Source organism: Rhodosalinus sp. K401 (assembly GCF_041365735.1).
Lineage (GTDB): Bacteria > Pseudomonadota > Alphaproteobacteria > Rhodobacterales > Rhodobacteraceae > Rhodosalinus.
This window is the reverse complement of record NZ_JBGFSI010000002.1, coordinates 191,782-209,406: the sequence shown is the minus strand read 5'-3', so window position 1 is coordinate 209,406 and position 17,625 is coordinate 191,782. Positions and strand designations below refer to the sequence as shown.

The following is a 17,625-nucleotide window of genomic DNA, read 5'->3' as shown; positions in this document are numbered from 1 at the left end:
GCTCAGCCTTCGATGCGGCGCAGGTCCGCGACCTGCAGGCACACGTCGCGGATGCGCGAGAGCAGGTTCAGCCGGTTGCGTCGCACCACCGAGTTCGAGGTGTTGACCTGCACCGCCTCGAAGAAGGCGTCCACGGCGGGGCGCATCGCCGCCATCGCGCGCATCGCCGCGCCGTGATCCTCGGCCGCGAGCGCGCGCCCGATCTCCGCCTCGGCGGCGTCGAGCGCGTCGAAGAGCGCCGTCTCCTCAGGGGCCTCGGCCAGCCTGCGGTCGGCGCCGAAGCTGTATTCCACGCCATCGGCGTCCTCGGCCTGGGTCAGGATGTTGTTGGCGCGGCGGAACCCCTGAAGCAGGTTCTCGCCCTCCTCGGTTTCAAGCAGCGCGCCCAGCGCCTCGGCCCGCGCCACCACGAGCGCGAGGTCGTCCGAACCCGGCATGGCGAGCGTGGCGTCGATCACGTCGTGGCGCAGCCCCTCGCCCCGCAGATGCACCTTCAGCCGGTCGTGAAGGAAGGCCAGCAGGTCGGTGGAAAGATCGGGCACGAGATCGCCCACCGTGCGCAGGAGCGATCCGTCCTCCGTCGAGGGCGCATCCTCCTCCCCGTCGAACCGGCCCAGGACGGTGCGGAAGGCCGCGCCGAAGACGCCGTGACGGGCGACCTCGTCCAGGATGCCCTCAAGCGCCTCGATCTCCTTTTCCTCCGCGTCGTCCCGGTTGAGCGCGATCTTGTGGCGCAGAAGCTGCGCGTCGACGAAGCGGTCGAGGTTCAATCGAAGACCGTTCGCCAGCACGATGCGGATGACGCCGAGCGCCGCGCGCCGGAGCGCGAAGGGATCCTTGGAGCCGGTGGGCCGCTCGTCGATCGCCCAGAACCCCGTCAGCAGATCGATCTTGTCGGCCAGCGCCACGGCCACCGACACGGGCGCCTCGGGCACCGCGTCCGAGGGGCCGAGCGGCGCGTAATGCTCCTCCACCGCCGCGGCCACGTCGGGATCGAAACCCGCCGCCTCGGCGTAGAGCCGGCCCATGTGGCCCTGAAGCTCGGGAAACTCGAAGACCATCTCGGACATGAGATCGGCCTTGCAGATGCCGCCCGCTTCCCCCGCGCGGTCGGGCGCGGCGCCCACCGCCGGGGCGATCTCGCGGGCGAGCGCGGCGATGCGCGCGACCCGGTCGGCCTGGGAGCCCAGCTTGCCATGGAAGGTGACCGTGGAGAGCCGGTCGAGCCAGGGGTGCATGTGCTCTTCTTTCGCCACGCGCAGGTCGTTCTCCCAGAAGAACTTCGCGTCCGAGAGCCGGGCGGAAAGCACCTTGCGGTTGCCGGCGAGGATCGTGGCGCCGCCGTCGGGCGCCTCCACATTGGCCACGGTGACGAAGCGCTCGATCCGGCCCGTTGCCGGGTTCCGCACCGAGAAGAACTTCTGATGTTCCTTCATCGAAGTGCGCAGAACCTCGGGCGGCAGGTCGAGGAACTCCGCCCCGATCTCTCCCATCAGGACGACGGGCCATTCGACAAGCCCCGCCACCTCGTCCAGCAGGCCTCGGTCCTCCACCAGTTCGAGCCCGGCCGCGAAGGCGAGGTTGGCGGCGTCGTGCCGGATGTGCCCGGCGCGCTCCTCGGCGTCGAGCATCACGTTCGCGCGCTTCAGCTTCGCCGCGTAATCATCGAAATTCACGACAGGAAACGGGTCCGGCGCATGCACCCGGTGACCCCGCGTCGTGTCGCGCGCGGCGATGCCGTCCACCGTGAGCGGCACCGCCTGCGCGCCCGCCTCGTCCGAAAGGATGCACAGGATCGCGTGCAACGGCCGCACCCAGCGCAGCGTGCCCGCGCCCCAGCGCATGGATTTGGGCCAGGGAAAGTTGCGGATCACGCTCTCGAGCACCTCGGCCACGATCTCGGCCGCCTCGCGGCCCGGCGTGGTGATCCGGGCGACGTATACGGACCCCTTCTTGTCCTCCTGGACCGAGAGATCCTCGCGCGAGAGGCCGGTGGAGCGCAGGAAGCCCTCCACCGCCTTCTCGGGCGCGTCCACGCGCGGGCCGCGCCGCGTCTCGGTGACGGCCGGCGAGCGCGCGGACAGCCCCTCCACGGCGAGCGCGAGGCGGCGCGGCGTGCGGAACGCGCCGGCCGAGGCGTAGGTGAGCCCCGCCTCCACCAGCCCGTCGGTCACGCGCGCCTTCATGTCCTCGGCCGCGCGGGCCTGCATCCGGGCGGGGATTTCCTCGGAGAAGAGTTCGATGAGAAGATCGGGCATCAGGTCTCGCCTTGCGGTGGGGGCGGGCAGCCTTCGGGGGCGGGCTTGCCGTCGAAGACCTCCTCGCCGCAGCGGTTCAGTCGGTGCCACGCGACGCCGCGACCGTCCTCGAAGATGGCCACCACGCGATCCACGCCGTATTCGATGTTCTCCACCCCGAGGAAGGCCGTGGCGCTGCCATTCTCGAGCGCCGCGCCCACGGCGCCCGCGTCGAAGCAGTCGAACCAGCCCGGGGCGACGAGCGGCACGGCGTCCTCGATCGTGACGTAGGTCTCCGCGAGGTCCGCGCGCGGCATCGAGACGGTGAAACACGCTCGGTAGCGGATCGGCGAGCTGTCGGAGTCGATGGCGCGGAAATCGCCGTGGGCCACGGGCTCGGGCACGCCGCTTGCGCGGGCAGTCAGGCGCACGTCCTCCGGTCCCGAGGCCGGCACCTCGTCGTAGAAGGCGTGAATCTGGAGATACCAGAGCGCCGCGCCCCCGATCAGGCCGCTTGCGAGGATCAGCAGGCTGACGAGCTTCCCGGTCACCGGGTCACCTCCCCGTGGCAGGACAACGCGGCCGTGGCGCAACGGCGTGAGGGCCGTGCAATGCACGCGGAGCGCCCGTGTGACCGCCCGGGGTTACGCGGCATCGGGCGCGCTCCAGCCGCCGGCGGGGCTTGCGACGAAGGCGTCGGCGCATTTCTTCGCCAGCGCGCGCACCCGCGCGATGTAGGCCTGCCGCTCCGTGGGCGAGATCACGCCGCGCGCGTCCAGCAGGTTGAAGATGTGGCTCGCCTTGATGCACTGATCGTAGGCGGGATGCGCCATGACGATCCGCCTGCCGGTTTTCGGATCCTCCTGCGGATGGGCGAGGATCGCCTCGCATTCGGTCTCGGCGTCCTCGAAATGGCGCAGCAGCATTTCCGTCTCGGCCACGTCGAAGTTGAAGCGGCTGTATTCCTGCTCGGTCTGGCGGAACACGTCGCCGTAGCTGAGCGGGAAGGTCGCGTCCGGGGCGTTGTAGGGCATCTCCATGACGTGATCGATGCCGACCACATACATCGCCAGCCGCTCCAGCCCGTAGGTGAGTTCGCCCGAGACGGGGTGGCAGTCATGCCCGCCCACCTGCTGGAAATAGGTGAACTGGCTCACCTCCATCCCGTCGCACCAGACCTCCCAGCCCAGCCCCCAGGCGCCCAGCGTCGGGCTTTCCCAGTCGTCCTCGACGAAGCGGATGTCGTGAAGCTCCATGTCGATGCCGATGGCGGCGAGCGATCCGAGGTAGAGCTCCTGAAGGTCGGGCGGCGACGGCTTGATGAGCACCTGGAACTGGTAATAGTGCTGCAACCGGTTCGGGTTCTCGCCGTAGCGCCCGTCGGTGGGCCGGCGCGAGGGCTGGACATAGGCTGCCGCCCACGGTTTGGGCCCCAGCGCGCGCAGCGTGGTCGCGGGGTGGAAGGTGCCCGCGCCCACCTCCATGTCGTAGGGCTGAAGCACGGCGCAGCCCTTCTCGGCCCAGTAGATCTGCAGCCGCAGGAGCACCTCCTGAAAGCTGCGCGGCTTCGTCGTTGCCTCTGCCATGCCTGCCTCGCGCCTCGGGAACGCGCCTTACCTATGCCGGTGCGGCATCGCGGTCAATCGCGCCCGCGAAACGCGCCCCGGCCCGGGAAATTCCCGCTCGCAACCGCCTCGTGTTGCGGTAAACTCTCCATCGCAGGCAAGCCAACGGAAAAGAGCAGTAATGGTCAGGGTATTCGTCGTTTTCTCGCTCGTCGTGATCGGACTTCTGCGGCCCGCCGCCGCGCAACAGGCCGAGAGTGTCTTCGTGCAGGTGGAGGCGCTGCCCAGCCTCCAGGAGGCGCAGACCCGCGCGCGCGCCTACGCCGCGCGCCTGCCCGACGTGAACGGCTTCGCGCTCGGCGCGGGATGGTATGCCGTCACGCTCGGCCCCTACCTGCGCGACGACGCCTCCACGCTTCTCTTCCGCTATCGCAACGCGGGGCTGATCCCCGGCGACAGCTATATCGCGCGAAGCTCCGATTACGGGCAGCGCTTCTGGCCCGTGGGCGCGATCCAACGCGACCCCCCCGCCACCGCCCTGCCCCGCGCGGACGGGTTCGGCACCCTTGAAGCGCCCGCGCCCTTGCCGGAGCCGGAGCCGGAGCCCGCCGGGGAAACCCCGGCCGAGGCACGCCGGAGCGAGGCCGCGCTCACCCGCCGGGAGCGCGCGGAACTGCAGGAGGCGCTGCGCTGGGCGGGGTTCTACGGCGGTGCGATCGACGCCGCCTTCGGGCGCGGCACGCGCGGCGCCATGGCCGACTGGCAGGCGGCCAACGGCCACGAGGTCACGGGCATCCTGACGACCCGCCAGCGCGCCGCGCTGCTGGGCCAGTACAACGCGATCTTCGAGGAGCTGGGCCTTGCAAGCGTGGCCGACGCCACGGCGGGGATCGAGATGCTGATGCCCACGGCCGCGGTCACCTTCGACCGCCATGACTACCCGTTCGCCCACTACGAAGCGACAGGAGAGGTGCAGGACGCGCGCGTCCTGCTGATCAGCCAGGCCGGCGACCGCGACACGCTCGCGGGGCTTTTCGACATCATGCAGACGCTGGAAATCGTGCCGCCCGAAGGGCCGCGCGCGCGCACGGGCGACCGCTTCACGCTCGAAGGCCGGAACGCCGGGATCGTCTCCTACACGGAGGCATCGCTCGAGGGCGGACGGATCAAGGGTTTCACCCTGGTCTGGCCGGCGGACGACGAGACGCGCCGCGCGCGCCTCCTCGAGGAGATGCGCGAAAGCTTCACCCGCCTCGCCGGCGTGCTGCCGCCCAGCGCGGGCAGCGACGACGCGCAGGCCGTGGACCTTGTCTCGGGGCTCGCGGTGCGGGTGCCGAGGCTCTCGCGCTCGGGCTTCTACATCGACGATCGCGGCACGGTGCTCACCACCGTCGAGGCCGTTCGGGGCTGCGGCCGGATCACGCTGGAGGGCGAGTTCGACGCGCGGGTGGTCACTCTCGACGAGGCGCTCGGCGTGGCGGTGCTGCGGCCTGTCTCCGCGCTCGCCCCCGCCGAGGTCGCGGCCTTCTCCGACGGGTCGGCGCGCCTGCGCTCCGAGGTTGCGGTCTCGGGCTACTCCTTCGGCGGCCAACTCACCGCGCCCACACTGACCTTCGGCCGGCTCGCGGCGCTGAACGGGCTTCAGGGCGAGACGGAGGTCAAGCGCCTCGACCTCGACGCGCTGCCGGGCGACGCGGGCGGGCCCGTCTTCGACGAGACCGGCGCGGTGATGGGCCTCCTGCTGCCCCGGGCCGAGGGCGACCGGCAGCTGCCCGGCGACGTCCGCTTCGCCGCCAGGTCGGACGCCCTGCGTCCCCTGATCGAGGCGGCGGGCGTCCCGGCGCGCACGGCGCAGCCGGCGGCGGCGATCGCGCCCGAGGACCTGACGCGGCGCGCGATGGACATGACCGTGCTGGTCAGCTGCTGGGAGTGACCGTCGGCCGGCGCGCGCCCCCTCAGGCGCGCCAGAAGCCCACGGTCAGGATCGCGTAGACGGCCAGCAGTTCCAGCCGCCCGATCAGCATCGCGAAGGCCAGTAGCCATTTCGCCACGTCGTTGAGCCCCGCGAAGTTCCCGGCCGGGCCGATCTCGTCTCCGAGGCCGGGGCCGATATTGGCCAGCGCCGCCGCCGCGCCCGAGACCGAGGTGGTCATGTCGAGACCTGTCATCCCCAGCGCGACGGAAAGCAGCCCGAGGGTCACGATGAAGAAGACGAAGAAGGCGATCACCGAACCGATCACGTCCTCGCCCACCGGCCGGCCGTCGTAGCGCGGGGTGAACATGCCATGGGGCGCGTGGATGCGCGCGAGCTGCGACCGGATCGAGGCGAAAAGAAGCTGGTAGCGGAACACCTTGATCGAACAGGAGGTCGATCCCGCGCAGCCCCCGACGAGACCCGTGAAGAACAGCACCGCCACCGCGAAGCTTCCCCAGATCATGTAGTTCGCCGAGGCGTATCCCGTGCCGGTCAGGAGCGACACGCCGTTGAACAGCGAGGCACGGATCGTCGCTTCGGAGAGGCTGCCCGCCGCGAGGGCCTGACCCACCGCGAGGATCGCCGCGACGGCCGCCGCGACGGCGAGGAACGCGTGCACCTGGCTGTCCTGAAGGAGCGGCCGCGCGGTTCCGGCCGTCAACTGCACGAAGCGCACGAACGGCAACGCGGCGAGCAGCATGAAGATCACCGCGACATACTGCGTCGACGCGCCGAACGCGGCGAAACTCGAATCGTAGTTGGCGAAGCCCCCCGTGGCGATCGTGGTCATGGCATGAACGGTCGCATCGAAGGCGCTCAGCCCGCTCGCGATGTAGGCGAGCGCGCACACGAGGGTCAGCGCGAGGTAGATCGTCGAGATCCGCATCGCGATCTCGGTGGCACGGGGAAGGATCTTGCCCATCGTGTCGAACGCCTCGGCGCGGAAGATCTGCATGCCGCCCACCCGGAGCTCGGGCAGGAAGACCATGGCGACGACGATGATGCCGATGCCGCCCAGCCATTGCAGGATGCCGCGCCACAGCAACAGGCCCTTGGGCATCCCGTCGAGGCCCGAGAAGACGGTCGAGCCCGTCGTGGTAAGCCCCGACATGGCCTCGAAGAAGGCGTCCACCACACGCGCCTCCGTGGCGCCCAGGACGAAGGGGATCGCGCCGAAGACCGGCAAGGCCACCCACACGCCCGTGGTCAGAAGAAAGGTCTGCTGGATCGAGAGCCGCTCCTGCGCGCCGTTGGCGCAGCCCAGCGCGATGAGCCCCCCCGAAAGCCCGGTGACGAAGGCGCTCTGGGCGAAGACGGGCCAGTGGCCGCGCCCCTCGGCGATGTCCACCAGCATCGGCAGAAGCATCGCCGCGCCGAGCACGGCGACGAGCAGGCCGATGACGTATCCAACCGGGCGCAGATCGAACATGAGGCGGAGCGTTGGCGGGCCGTCGCGCGGCTGTCAAGCGCGCGCCTTGCCCTGCGCCGCGTCTTCGTGAGACGCTCGCGAGGTGGAGGGCACGCGATGGACTGGAAACCCGAGGGGCAGACGAGCGTGGCCCCCTACCTCATCGTCTCCGATGCGGCGGCGCAGGCCGAGTTCCTGAAGGCCGTGTTCGGCGCGGAGGTGCTGGAGGCGCACCGCCACGAAGGCGGCGGGATCAGGCACATGACGCTGCGCCTCGACGACGGCACGGTGATGATCGGCCAGGCCCCGGACGGGCCCGAGGCACATGTGCATGTCTGGGTCGCCGACCCGGCCGCCGCGCACCGCACCGCACTCGCCGCAGGGGCCGAGGACATCCAACCGCCGCGGGACACGGCCGAGGGCGACAGCCGCGCCGGCGTCCGCGTTGGCGGCATCACCTGGTGGATGAGCCGGCACCGCGGCTGAGCGCGCGTCAGCGCGCGTGGATCAGCGTGGCGAAGAGCTTCGGATCCAGGCTTTCGGCGGCGAAGGTGTCGCCCTCGGTCAACACCGAGATCGCGTCGTGGCTGTGCAGGCTCTCCTGGTGGCTGGCCACCACGCGAAAGTCGCCCACCCGCGCGTCCTGCTCCAGCTCGGCGGCGAAAAGCCGCGCCGCGTCCTCCACGAAGATCGGGTTCGCGGCGTTGAGCTCGGCGAAGGCCTGCTCGTCCTCGCGCTTGACCATCACCTGGGTCTCGGTGGGCACCGCGCGGCGGCAGAGTTCCACGAGATCCTCGAACCACAGGCACCCCTCGCCCGTCAGTTCGACGGAGACCCGCGCCACCGACCGCTGCGAATGGGGCGTGGCGAGCTGGCTCCGCTCCCGCCGCGCATGTTCCGACAGCTCCAGCGAGCAGGGGCAGGTGGACGAATACACGTAGTCCAGATGCATGATGCGGCGACGCTGGCCCGCCGTCTCCACCAGCTCGAGCGCGATGTCGTAATACTGGTAGCCCGACAGGCCCGAGCGCAGGCTCTCCACCCGGACGGGGAAGGAAAAGCGCATCATGATGCGCGCATCGAGGCTGTCGAGATCGCTCTTGTAGTCGTCGAGCGCCGCCTCGATCACGTCGAAGCTGAACACCCGCTCGGCGTGGGCGTAGAAGCTCCGCATGATACGGCTCATGTTGATGCCCTTCTTCTCGGCTTCCAGGCTCACCGTGCCGGTGACGGACGTCTCGAGCGTCAGGTCGCCGTTGTCGCGGGTATGGAAGCGGATCGGCAGGCGGAAGTTGGAGATGCCCACATGCTGGATCGGCCGCCGCGCGCCGCGTATCAGTGCGGCCGGGCCGTTCTGAAGATCGGGCAAGGTGGCCTTGTAGGCCGCGTCGGCGCGGAAATCTTCCGGATAGTCGCGCGCGAGTTCGGGGTAGGCGCCGGAGTTCGGCAGCAGGCGCAGGACAGCCGGGTCGAGCGCGGCGATCTCTTCCTCGCTCGCGTCCTCGATCCAGCGCCGCAGCCGGGCCAGCGCCATCTCGGCCTCCTTGCGGTCGGGCGCCGTTTCCATCTCGCTCACATGCACATTCATCGGGCTCGCCCCTTCGGCAGATCCTCTGTCGGCTGAAGACATAGGACGGGCGCGGGCGGAAATCCAACGGCGACGCGGCATTTTCCGGCCCGCGCCCGGCGCTCACGCCGCCCCCGGACCGCTCATGCCGCGTCGAGCGCGCGGGTCAGATCGGCCAGCAGATCGTCGCCGTCCTCGAGCCCGCAAGAGAGCCGCACGAGCCCCGGCGTGATCCCCAGCACGGCCTTCTGCGCCTCGGGCAGGCGCTGATGGGTCGTCGTGGCAGGATGGGTGACGATCGACTTCGCATCGCCCAGATTGTTCGAGATGACGACAAGATCGAGGGCATTGAGGAAGCGGAACGCCGCCTCCTGCCCGCCGGCGAGCTCCAGCGCGAGCATCGTGCCCCCTGCGCCCATCTGCCGCTGCGCCAGCGCGTGCTGCGGATGCGAGGCGAGGCCGGGATAGAGGACGCGCGACAGCTTCGGATGACCCTCCAGCGCCGCGGCCAGCCGCGCGGCCGTCTCGGTCTGCGCCCGCACCCGCAGATCCATGGTTTCCAGGCCCTTCAGGAGAACCCAGGCGTTGAAGGGCGAAAGCGCACCGCCCGTATGCTTCATGTAGGGCTCCACGGTCCCGCGGATGAACTCCCGCGTTCCGAGGATGACGCCGCCAAGCACCCGGCCCTGCCCGTCGATGTGCTTCGTGGCGGAATAGATCACCACGTCCGCGCCCTGCAGCGCGGCCCGCGAATGGACGGGGGTGGCGAAGACGTTGTCCACGACGACGGTCGCGCCAGCGACATGGGCGATGTCCGAAACGGCGGCGATGTCGATGACGTCCAGCGTGGGGTTCGAGACGGATTCGAAGAACGCCGCGCGCGTGCCGGGGCGCAGCGCCGCGCGCCACTGATCGAGGTCGGTGCCATCCACGAAGCTCACCTCGACCCCGTAGCGGGCGAGCACCTCCTCCAGCACGTAAAGGCAGGAACCGAAGAGCGCGCGGGCGGCCACGACATGATCGCCCGCCCGCAGCATCGACATGAGCGCGCCCGACACCGCCGCCATGCCGCTCGCGGTCGCGAAGGCGTCCTCGGTTCCCTCGAGGCCCGCGATGCGATCCTCGAACATCGCCACCGTCGGATTGCCGTAGCGGGCGTAGATGAACTCGTCGGGGCCGGCGGCGCGGAACCGCGCCTCGGCGGCCTCGGCACTGTCGTAGACGAAACCCTGGGTGAGGAAGAGCGCCTCGCTCACCTCCCCGTATTGCGAGCGCCGCGCGCCGCCATGCACCAGCCGCGTGCGCGGCTTCCAGCCCTCCGACATCCTGCACCTCCCCCGGGGCTCGCCCGGACGAAAAAGCCCCCACGCGCGGTCAAGCGAACGGGGGCCCTTCGTCTTGACCTCTTTAGCGGTATCTTTCGCGTGGCCCGCAATCCGGTGAACAAATCGCCACGGGACCGCGGTTACCCGCGGCGCTGTTGCACGTCAACACCGTCACGAATCCGTAACCCCGCCGTCACGCCAGTTTCGTATGGCCGCCCTAAGCGTTGCCCACAACATGTAGTGGGGCATGGGCGATGCCGCTTCTGCGACTGGATGCACTGGGCGAGACGCCGCACCTGCACGGGAGTGCCGATGCGCCCGGGCCGCTGCTCGCCGAGGCGGCGCGCACGGGCAGCGGGCCGATCATCGTGATGGTGCATGGCTACAAGTTCCGTCCCGGCCACCCCGCGCGCTGCCCGCACGGCCACATCCTCTCGCTCGAAGAGCGCGGAGACTGCTGGAAGGCGCTCAGCTGGCCGCGCGGCCTCGGCTTCGGCGCCGGCGGTCCCGAGGAAGGGCTCGGCATCGCGCTGGGCTGGAACGCGCGCGGCACGATCTGGCAGGCCTACGACCGCGCGGCGGGGGCGGGGGCGGCGCTTGCCCAGGCGATCGAGGTGCTGCACGCCACCGCGCCCCACCGTCCGATCCACGCGCTCGCCCATTCGCTCGGCGCGCGGGTGGTGCTGCAAGCCCTTGCCCGGCTGCCCGAGCGGGCCGTGACCCGCGCCATCCTGCTCGCGGGCGCCGAGTTCGCCAGCCGTGCCGAGGCGGCGCTCGCCACGCCCGCGGGCCGCGCGGCGGAGATCGTCAACGTCACGAGCCGCGAGAACGACCTCTTCGATTTCCTGCTCGAGCGGCTGATCGCCCCGCCGCGGCGGGGCGACCTCACGCTCGGCCACGGTCTCGGCGACCGGCCCGGCGCGCTCACGCTCCAGCTCGACGACCCGGCCACCCTCGCCGTGCTGCGCGCGCGCGGCTTCCCCGTCGCGGCCCCGGCGCGGCGCGTCTGCCACTGGTCGGCCTATCTCCGCCCGGGCGTCTTCGACCTCTACCGCGCACTTCTCCGCCGCCCCGAGACCCTGCCGCTCGCAGCGCTCCGCGCCCAGCTGCCCCAACGCCCGCAACCCCGATGGTCACGGCTTCTTGCGCCGGCGCACGGGGACGCGGCCTTGTCATTGCTGCCGAACACGTCATCCTGACGGCGAGCACAGGAGGCCCGGATGACCCGACCGATAGAGTTGCATTACTGGCCCACGCCCAATGGCTGGAAGATCGCCATCGCGCTGGAGGAGATGGAGCTGCCCTACGAGGTCAAGCTCGTGAACATCGGCAAGGGCGACCAGTTCGACCCCGCGTTCCTGAAAATCGCACCCAACAATCGCATGCCCGCGATCGTGGACCCCGAAGGCCCCGACGGCCGGCCCATCTCCGTCTTCGAATCGGGGGCGATCCTGCAATATCTCGCCCGCAAGACCGGGCGCTTCCACGGAAGCACCGAGCGCGAGCGCGTGGCGGTGGAAGAGTGGCTCATGTGGCAGATGGGCGGGCTCGGCCCGATGGCGGGCCAGGCGCATCACTTCCTGAAATACGCGCCCGCCATGGATCCGCCGCAGGACCTGTCCTATGCCAAGGATCGCTACCGCAACGAGACCGCGCGGCTCTACCGCGTGCTCGACACCCGGCTCGCCGAGACCCGTTACGTGGCCGGGGAGTTCTACTCCATCGCCGACATGGCGATCTGGCCCTGGGCCTCGCTCTGGGAAGGCCAGGAGCAGACCCTCGACGACAAGCCCCACATGAAGCGCTGGCTCGAGGAGGTGGGCGCGCGCCCCGCCGTGCGGACGGGCCGCGACCTCGCCGCCGAGATGCGCAGCTCCGCCGCCGACGACCGCGAGGCGCAGAAGATCCTGTTCGGACAGAAGGGCTAGGGCCGCGCCCGCCCCTTCTTCTTGGCGCAAAAACTCTCGGGGGGTGAGGGGCGACGCCCCGAGGGGGGCGGACAGCCCCCCTTTTTCAGCGCCCGCCCTCGTCCCCGTCCTCGATGTGATGCTGGAGCGCCATGATCTGCCACCAGAGGAAGACGAAAAGCAGGATCGGGAAGCCGAAGGTCTCGATCTTGACCCAGGCGTCGGTGGACATGGTGCGCCAGACGAACTCGTTGCCCACGGCGAGCGCGGCGAACATCGCCGTCAGCCGCCGCGTCAGGATCATCCAGCCCTCCTCGCGCATCGGCAGCGCCTCCGAGAGCACGTAGGCCAGCAGGCTCCGCCCCCGCAGAAGCCCGAGCCCGAGCAGCGCCGCGAAGAAGCCGTAGACGATCGTCGTCTTCATCTTGAAGAAGCGCTCGTCGTTGAACCAGGCGGTGAGCGCGCCGAAGAAGACCACCATGATCGCGGTGAGGACCTGCATCCGGCTCATCCGTCCGGTCAGCCACCAGAGCACCCCAATCGAGGCAAGCAGAATCGGCACGAAGGCCACCGTCGCCACGATGAAGCCGGAATACTCCGTGCCGGCGATGGTGAAGACCTCGTCCCTGAGCCGCAGGTAGATCACGAAGAACAGAAGCGGCGGGCCCAGTTCCAGCGTCTGCTTGAGCCAGGGGGCCACGGGCTTCGGGTCGGTGGGGCGGTTGTCAGCCATTGGCTTCCACTATCACGGCCCCCGCCGCGATCAAGGCCATCAGCGTGATCCGGCGCGGCCCAACCGTCTCCTTGAGCGCGAGCCAGCCGATGAGGGCGGCGAAGACGGTCGAGGTCTCGCGCAGCACCGCCGCCTCGCCCACGTCGTCGAGCCGGGTGGCCAGCATCACCGAGCCGAAGCTGCCGAAGGCCACGAGGCCGCCGATCACGCCGCGCAGCATCAGGCCCGCGGCCGCGGGCCGCGCCGGCATCCGCCGCCAGTGGAGGTAGACGAAGCCCGGCAGCATGATCCCGTCGAGCAGGAAGAACCAGGCGAGGAAGGTGAAGGGATCGGCGGTGGCGCGGATCCCGTAGGCGTCCCAGGTGGTGTAGAGCGCCACGAAGAGCCCCGTGGCGAAGGCGAGGCCGAGCGCCGCGGGCAGCGTCTCGCGCGCTGTGGGCCAGGTGGCGAGGTTGTAGGCGGCGAGGCCGAAGATCCCCGCCAGAAGGACCGCGAGGCCCAGCCACTGCATCGGCGTGAACGCCTCGCCGAAGATCACGAGCGCGCCCAGCACCGCGAAGAGCGGCCCGGTCCCGCGCACCACCGGGTAGACCACCGTATAGGCCCCCCGCGTGTAGGCCAGGGCCTGCAGAATCTTGTAGCCCAGGTGGATCGCCATGGCGCCGGCGAAGATCGGCCACATGTGCGGCTCGGGCCAGGGCACGACGAAAAGGGCGAAGGGCGCGGCCATCGCCGCATAGGCGGCGTCGATCGCGCCGCGGCTGAGCCAGGGGTCGTGCCGGCCCTTCTGAAGCGCCCCGAAGACCGCGTGCAGGAAGGCCGCGAAAAGCGCGAGCGCCGCGGCGAGCGTCTCGCCCGCCGCCGTGCCCTCGAGCGAGACGAGCCACGCGCTCATGCCCGCCGCGCTGTTTCGGGCGCCCGCCCTGCCCGGGCGCGCACCGGGCGCGGTGGCGCGGGCGGGCCGGTTCGCGGTGCGGAGCAGCGATTCGAAGAGGCCATGCGGGCATGGCAGGTGTCTGGGGCCGACGGCGACGGCTGCGCGGCCCCTGCCGCGGGGGCGGCGCCCCCGCGGGCGCGTCCATTCATGCCGAGTTGTCCAGCCCGGTCAGCGCGGCGGCGAACTCCTCGGGATCGAAGGGGGCGAGGTCGTCGATCTGCTCTCCCACGCCGATGGCGTGGATCGGCAGACCGAAGCGGTCGGCGAGCGCCACCAGCACCCCGCCTTTCGCGGTGCCGTCGAGCTTCGTCATGACAAGACCGGTCACGTCGGCGATCTTGCGGAACACGTCGACCTGGTTGAGCGCGTTCTGGCCCGTGGTGGCGTCCAGCACCAGAAGCGTGTTGTGCGGCGCGTCGGGGTCCTTCTTGCGGATCACCCGCACGATCTTGGCAAGCTCCTCCATCAGGTCCTGGCGGTTCTGCAACCGCCCGGCGGTGTCGATCAGCAGAAGGTCCGCGCCCTCGGCCTCGGCCTTCGTCATCGCGTCGAAGGCGAGGCTCGCGGGGTCCGACCCCTCCGGCGCGGTCAGCACCGGCACGCCGGCGCGCTCGCCCCAGATCTGCAACTGCTCCACGGCGGCGGCGCGAAACGTGTCGCCCGCGGCGATCACGACCTGCTTGCCCGCGGCGCGGAACTGGCTTGCGAGCTTGCCGATGGTCGTCGTCTTTCCGGACCCGTTGACGCCCACGACCAGAACCACCTGCGGGCGCCTGGCGTAGATCGGCAGCGGCTTCGCCACCGGCTCCAGGATGCGGGCGATCTCCTGCGCGAGCAGGCGCTTGATCTCCTCCACAGAGAGTTTCCGGCCGAACCGGCCCTCGGCCATGTTCGCCGTGACGCGCAGGGCCGTATCCACCCCCATGTCGGCCGCGATCAGCAACTCCTCGAGGCGCTCCAGCATCTCGTCGTCGAGGCTGCGCCGCATGACGGGCGCATCGCCGCGGCGCCCCAGAAGCCGGCCCAGAAGACCGCGGCCTTCCTGCGGCGGCTCTTCCTGCGGCGCGTCGCCGGGGATCTCCACGGGCATCGGCCCGGGCCCCGGCTCGCCCGGTTGCGGGCGCTCGCGCGGCGGGGTCGCGGGCTCGGGGTCCGCCGGGCGCGGCTCTTCGGGCGGCTCGAACGGGGCCGGGGCGGGCTCCTCCTCGGGCGGGCGCGCGGGCTCCTCTTCGGGCGCGGGCCGCGGCACGGGCTCCGGTTCCGGCTCCGGTTCGGGCGCGGGCGAGGGGATCGGTGTAGGTTCGCGCTCGGGCGACGGCTCGGGCTCGGCCGGATGCTCGGGCCCGCGCCCGGGCGCGTCCGGCTCGACGGCGCCGCCCTCCTCGACAATGGCCTCGAGCCCCTCGTCGATCTTCGACGAGGACTTGAAAAGACGGTCCTTGAGCTTTCTGAAAAAGGCCATTCGCGCACGCTTTCGGTTTTTCTCCACCTAACCACTGGCGCGACGGGATGGAAGGGCAGAGCCGCCCCGCCTATGATCCCCAAGCATGGCAGCGTTCCGGCGCAGCAGGGAGGAAACGACCGATGACCAGGACCGGAAAGACCGCGCCGCGCCGCGATGACCCGCCTGCCCCCGCAACGGGCAAGACGCCCGCCGCCCCCGCCGCGATGTCGGACCTGCGCGGCGCAGGCCCCGACCTTCGCGCCAGAGCGCTGCGGCTCAACCGGATGCACGAGGCCGAGACATCGCCGCTTCGCGCCGAGGACCTCGAGGCGATGTGCGCCGCCGCCTTCGCCGCGCCGGCGTTCGGGGACGGCACGGGCTTCCTGATCGCCTTCGACGAGGGCGCGGCCTATGACAGCCCGAATTTCCGCTGGTTCAAGGCGCGTTATCCCGCTTTCGTCTACGTGGACCGGGTGATCGTGGATCCGGCCGCGCGCGGGCGCGGTCTCGCACGGCGGCTCTACGCCGCGCTTTACGACGCGACGCGGGCGAGCGGGCGCAGCCTGATCGCATGCGAGGTGAACGTGGCCCCGCCGAACCCGGCCTCGCTGGCCTTTCACGCGCGCGAAGGCTTCGACGCGGTGGGCGAAGGCGCGTTCCTGCCGGGCAAGCGCGTGGCCTACATGCTGCGGCGCCTGCCCTGATGGACCGCGCATGCCGGCCCCTCGGCTGCAATGAGCGGTTAACATCGCCGCGCCGCCATGGCAGGTTCGAAAAATGACGTACCGCACCCTTCACGCCCTGACCTGCGCCGCGCTTCTGGCCGCAACGCCGCTTGCAGCCGCCCAGCCCATGAACGCCGAGGAGTTCGACGCCTACACGCGCGGAAAGACGCTCTATTACGGTCAGTCCGGGCAGGCCTACGGGGTCGAGGAATACAAGGACGACCGCGAGGTGGTCTGGTCCTTCCTCGACGGCGAGTGCATCGAGGGGCGCTGGTACGAGGACGCGCGCGGCTACATCTGCTTCGTCTACGAGGATGACCGGCTCGGGCCGCAATGCTGGCAGTTCTTCCGCGCACCGGGCGGCGGGCTGACCGCGATCTTCGAGGATGACACCGCGGTGCCGCTCTACGAGGCGGGGGAAAGCGACGAGCCGATGCAGTGCCTCGGCCCCGAGGTGGGCGTCTGATGGCCGCGGGGTCGCGCGCCCGTTACAGAATGCCGGCACGCTCGCGCCCGGCGGACACCGTTCCGATGACACATCACCCCGCAAGGAGACGTTCCATGCCCGTTTTTCATCGCGTTGCGGCGCTTGGCCTGACGCTCGCCCTGACGGCGCTCGCGCCGGGCGTCTCGGCGCAGGACAGCCGCTCGATCGAGGGCCGCGCGTCCTACATGGCGCGCATCGCCCTGCCGCCCGACGCCGAGATCGCGGTGGAGGCGCGCGGCTTCAACGACGAAAGCCTGGGCTTCGTCCGCGAAGCCACCGAGGGCGCGCAGGTGCCCCTTCCCTTCTCGGTGGACATCCCGCAAGGTCTGCGCGCCGATCTGCGGGTGGCGATCTTCGTGGACGGTGCGCCGCGCTGGCTGAGCGCGCCCGTGGCCGTGGAACCCGGCGCAGAGCCGGTGGACGTGGGCGAGGTCATGCTGCGGCCCTACACGCCGATGGGATTCACCAGCGAGATGGTCTGCGGCGACCGGCGTCTGCGGCTCGGCTTCGCCGGCGAAAAGGCGCTTCTGGACACCGGGACCGCCGTGATCGAGCTCGATCAGGTGCGCGCGGCGTCCGGCGCGAAGTTCGAGGCCGCCGACGGTTCGGCCATGGTCTGGACGAAGGGCGACAGCGCAATGGTCGAAATCGAAGGCGAGGCGCTGCCGGAGTGCCGGCTCGTGCCCCCCGACGCCGCGCCCGCATGGACCGCGCGCGGCAACGAGCCGTTCTGGACGCTGGAGATGCAGGGCGGACAGGTCACCCTGACCACCGGCATGGGCGCCGAATCGGTGACCGCCCAGCTTCCCGATCCCGTGATCGCGGACGGGGCCTTCGGCTACGCGATGCCCGAGGCCGACATCCGCCTGACCGTGGCCGAGACGATCTGCCGCGACAGCATGACCGGAATGCCCTATCCCGAAACCGTGACCGTCGAGACGCGCGAGCAGACGCTTCGCGGCTGCGGCGGCGCGCCGATCGAGCTTCTGACCGGGCGCGAGTGGGTGGTCGAGGACATCTCCGGCGAAGGGCTGATCGATTCGTCGCGCGTGACCGTCCATGTCGGCCGGGAGGGCCGCGTCAGCGGCACCGGCGGCTGCAACCGCTATACCGGCCAGTTCGAACTGACCGGAGAGCGGCTGACCGTCGGGCCGGTCGCCGGGACCATGATGGCCTGCGCGGAGGCGGTCATGAACCAGGAACAGCGATTCTACGACGCGCTGGGGAAAGTGGACGGCTTCGACATCGACGAAACCGGCGCGCTGCTGCTGCGCGGGGGGGGCGAGACGCTCATTCTCGCCCGGCGCTGACGGCA

General features: G+C 70.5%; 16 protein-coding genes and 1 riboswitch. Of the genes, 7 read left to right on the top strand and 9 right to left on the bottom strand.

Features of this window, described 5'->3' with window-relative positions; all coding sequences use genetic code 11:
- Positions 1–2: 2 nt before the first annotated feature.
- The 3 genes from glyS to AB6A66_RS03460 form a co-directional block, all read right to left on the bottom strand.
- Complete coding sequence (gene glyS / locus AB6A66_RS03470; protein WP_371054797.1) at positions 3–2,258, bottom strand: glycine--tRNA ligase subunit beta; 2,256 nt, start codon at positions 2,256–2,258, stop codon at positions 3–5.
- On the bottom strand, positions 2,258–2,788 hold the full coding sequence (locus AB6A66_RS03465; RefSeq protein ID WP_371054796.1) for a DUF6446 family protein: 531 nt from the start codon (positions 2,786–2,788) through the stop codon (positions 2,258–2,260). The genes glyS and AB6A66_RS03465 overlap by 1 nt, the downstream gene beginning before the upstream one ends.
- Positions 2,789–2,881: 93 nt before the next feature.
- Complete coding sequence (locus tag AB6A66_RS03460; RefSeq protein WP_371054795.1) at positions 2,882–3,823, bottom strand: glycine--tRNA ligase subunit alpha; 942 nt, start codon at positions 3,821–3,823, stop codon at positions 2,882–2,884.
- A 160-nt stretch (positions 3,824–3,983) separates the two neighbouring features.
- Here AB6A66_RS03460 and AB6A66_RS03455 point away from each other — a divergent pair, with 160 nt between their 5' ends.
- Positions 3,984–5,735, top strand: coding sequence for a trypsin-like peptidase domain-containing protein (locus AB6A66_RS03455; RefSeq protein ID WP_371054794.1), 1,752 nt, complete (start codon positions 3,984–3,986; stop codon positions 5,733–5,735).
- A gap of 22 nt (positions 5,736–5,757) precedes the next feature.
- Here the strand turns inward: AB6A66_RS03455 and AB6A66_RS03450 are convergent, their stop codons facing one another.
- The gene (locus AB6A66_RS03450) at positions 5,758–7,206 is read right to left on the bottom strand and encodes a TrkH family potassium uptake protein (RefSeq protein WP_371054793.1); all 1,449 of its coding nucleotides are present in this window, start codon (positions 7,204–7,206) and stop codon (positions 5,758–5,760) included.
- 96 nt (positions 7,207–7,302) lie between these two features.
- Between AB6A66_RS03450 and AB6A66_RS03445 the strand changes: the two genes are divergently transcribed.
- Positions 7,303–7,671 carry a VOC family protein gene (locus AB6A66_RS03445; protein ID WP_371054792.1) on the top strand — a complete coding sequence of 123 codons (369 nt, stop codon included), beginning with the start codon at positions 7,303–7,305 and terminating at the stop codon, positions 7,669–7,671.
- A 7-nt stretch (positions 7,672–7,678) separates the two neighbouring features.
- Here the strand turns inward: AB6A66_RS03445 and folE2 are convergent, their stop codons facing one another.
- Together folE2 and metZ are read right to left on the bottom strand one after the other, a co-directional pair.
- A complete protein-coding gene (folE2, locus tag AB6A66_RS03440) occupies positions 7,679–8,773 on the bottom strand; it encodes a GTP cyclohydrolase FolE2 (RefSeq protein ID WP_371054791.1) in 1,095 nt (364 codons plus the stop codon).
- Between the two features lie 122 nt (positions 8,774–8,895).
- On the bottom strand, positions 8,896–10,077 hold the full coding sequence (metZ, locus tag AB6A66_RS03435) for an O-succinylhomoserine sulfhydrylase (protein ID WP_371054790.1): 1,182 nt from the start codon (positions 10,075–10,077) through the stop codon (positions 8,896–8,898).
- Positions 10,078–10,138: 61 nt separating this feature from the next.
- Positions 10,139–10,217: riboswitch (SAM riboswitch) on the bottom strand.
- 114 nt (positions 10,218–10,331) lie between these two features.
- Here metZ and AB6A66_RS03430 point away from each other — a divergent pair.
- Both AB6A66_RS03430 and AB6A66_RS03425 read left to right on the top strand, forming a co-directional pair.
- Positions 10,332–11,276, top strand: a complete 945-nt coding sequence (locus AB6A66_RS03430; RefSeq protein WP_371054789.1) for a DUF726 domain-containing protein — start codon at positions 10,332–10,334, stop codon at positions 11,274–11,276.
- Positions 11,277–11,297: 21 nt separating this feature from the next.
- Complete coding sequence (locus AB6A66_RS03425) at positions 11,298–12,005, top strand: glutathione S-transferase N-terminal domain-containing protein (RefSeq protein WP_371054788.1); 708 nt, start codon at positions 11,298–11,300, stop codon at positions 12,003–12,005.
- A gap of 85 nt (positions 12,006–12,090) precedes the next feature.
- Here the strand turns inward: AB6A66_RS03425 and AB6A66_RS03420 are convergent, their stop codons facing one another.
- The 3 genes from AB6A66_RS03420 to ftsY all read right to left on the bottom strand — a co-directional run bounded on the left by AB6A66_RS03420 (position 12,091) and on the right by ftsY (position 15,116).
- Positions 12,091–12,717: an inner membrane-spanning protein YciB gene (locus AB6A66_RS03420; RefSeq protein WP_371054787.1), complete on the bottom strand. Its 627-nt coding sequence runs from the start codon at positions 12,715–12,717 to the stop codon at positions 12,091–12,093.
- A complete protein-coding gene (locus AB6A66_RS03415) occupies positions 12,710–13,612 on the bottom strand; it encodes an EamA family transporter (protein WP_371054786.1) in 903 nt (300 codons plus the stop codon). Before AB6A66_RS03415 ends, AB6A66_RS03420 begins: the two co-directional genes overlap by 8 nt.
- 187 nt (positions 13,613–13,799) lie before the next feature.
- Complete coding sequence (gene ftsY / locus AB6A66_RS03410) at positions 13,800–15,116, bottom strand: signal recognition particle-docking protein FtsY (RefSeq protein WP_371054785.1); 1,317 nt, start codon at positions 15,114–15,116, stop codon at positions 13,800–13,802.
- Between the two features lie 122 nt (positions 15,117–15,238).
- Between ftsY and AB6A66_RS03405 the strand changes: the two genes are divergently transcribed.
- From AB6A66_RS03405 to AB6A66_RS03395, 3 genes are all read left to right on the top strand, one after another.
- On the top strand, positions 15,239–15,802 hold the full coding sequence (locus tag AB6A66_RS03405) for a GNAT family N-acetyltransferase (RefSeq protein ID WP_371054784.1): 564 nt from the start codon (positions 15,239–15,241) through the stop codon (positions 15,800–15,802).
- A gap of 73 nt (positions 15,803–15,875) precedes the next feature.
- Positions 15,876–16,289, top strand: a complete 414-nt coding sequence (locus AB6A66_RS03400) for a hypothetical protein (protein ID WP_371054783.1) — start codon at positions 15,876–15,878, stop codon at positions 16,287–16,289.
- A gap of 95 nt (positions 16,290–16,384) precedes the next feature.
- Positions 16,385–17,620 carry an META domain-containing protein gene (locus AB6A66_RS03395; RefSeq protein ID WP_371054782.1) on the top strand — a complete coding sequence of 412 codons (1,236 nt, stop codon included), beginning with the start codon at positions 16,385–16,387 and terminating at the stop codon, positions 17,618–17,620.
- The last annotated feature ends 5 nt before the right edge of the window (positions 17,621–17,625 follow it).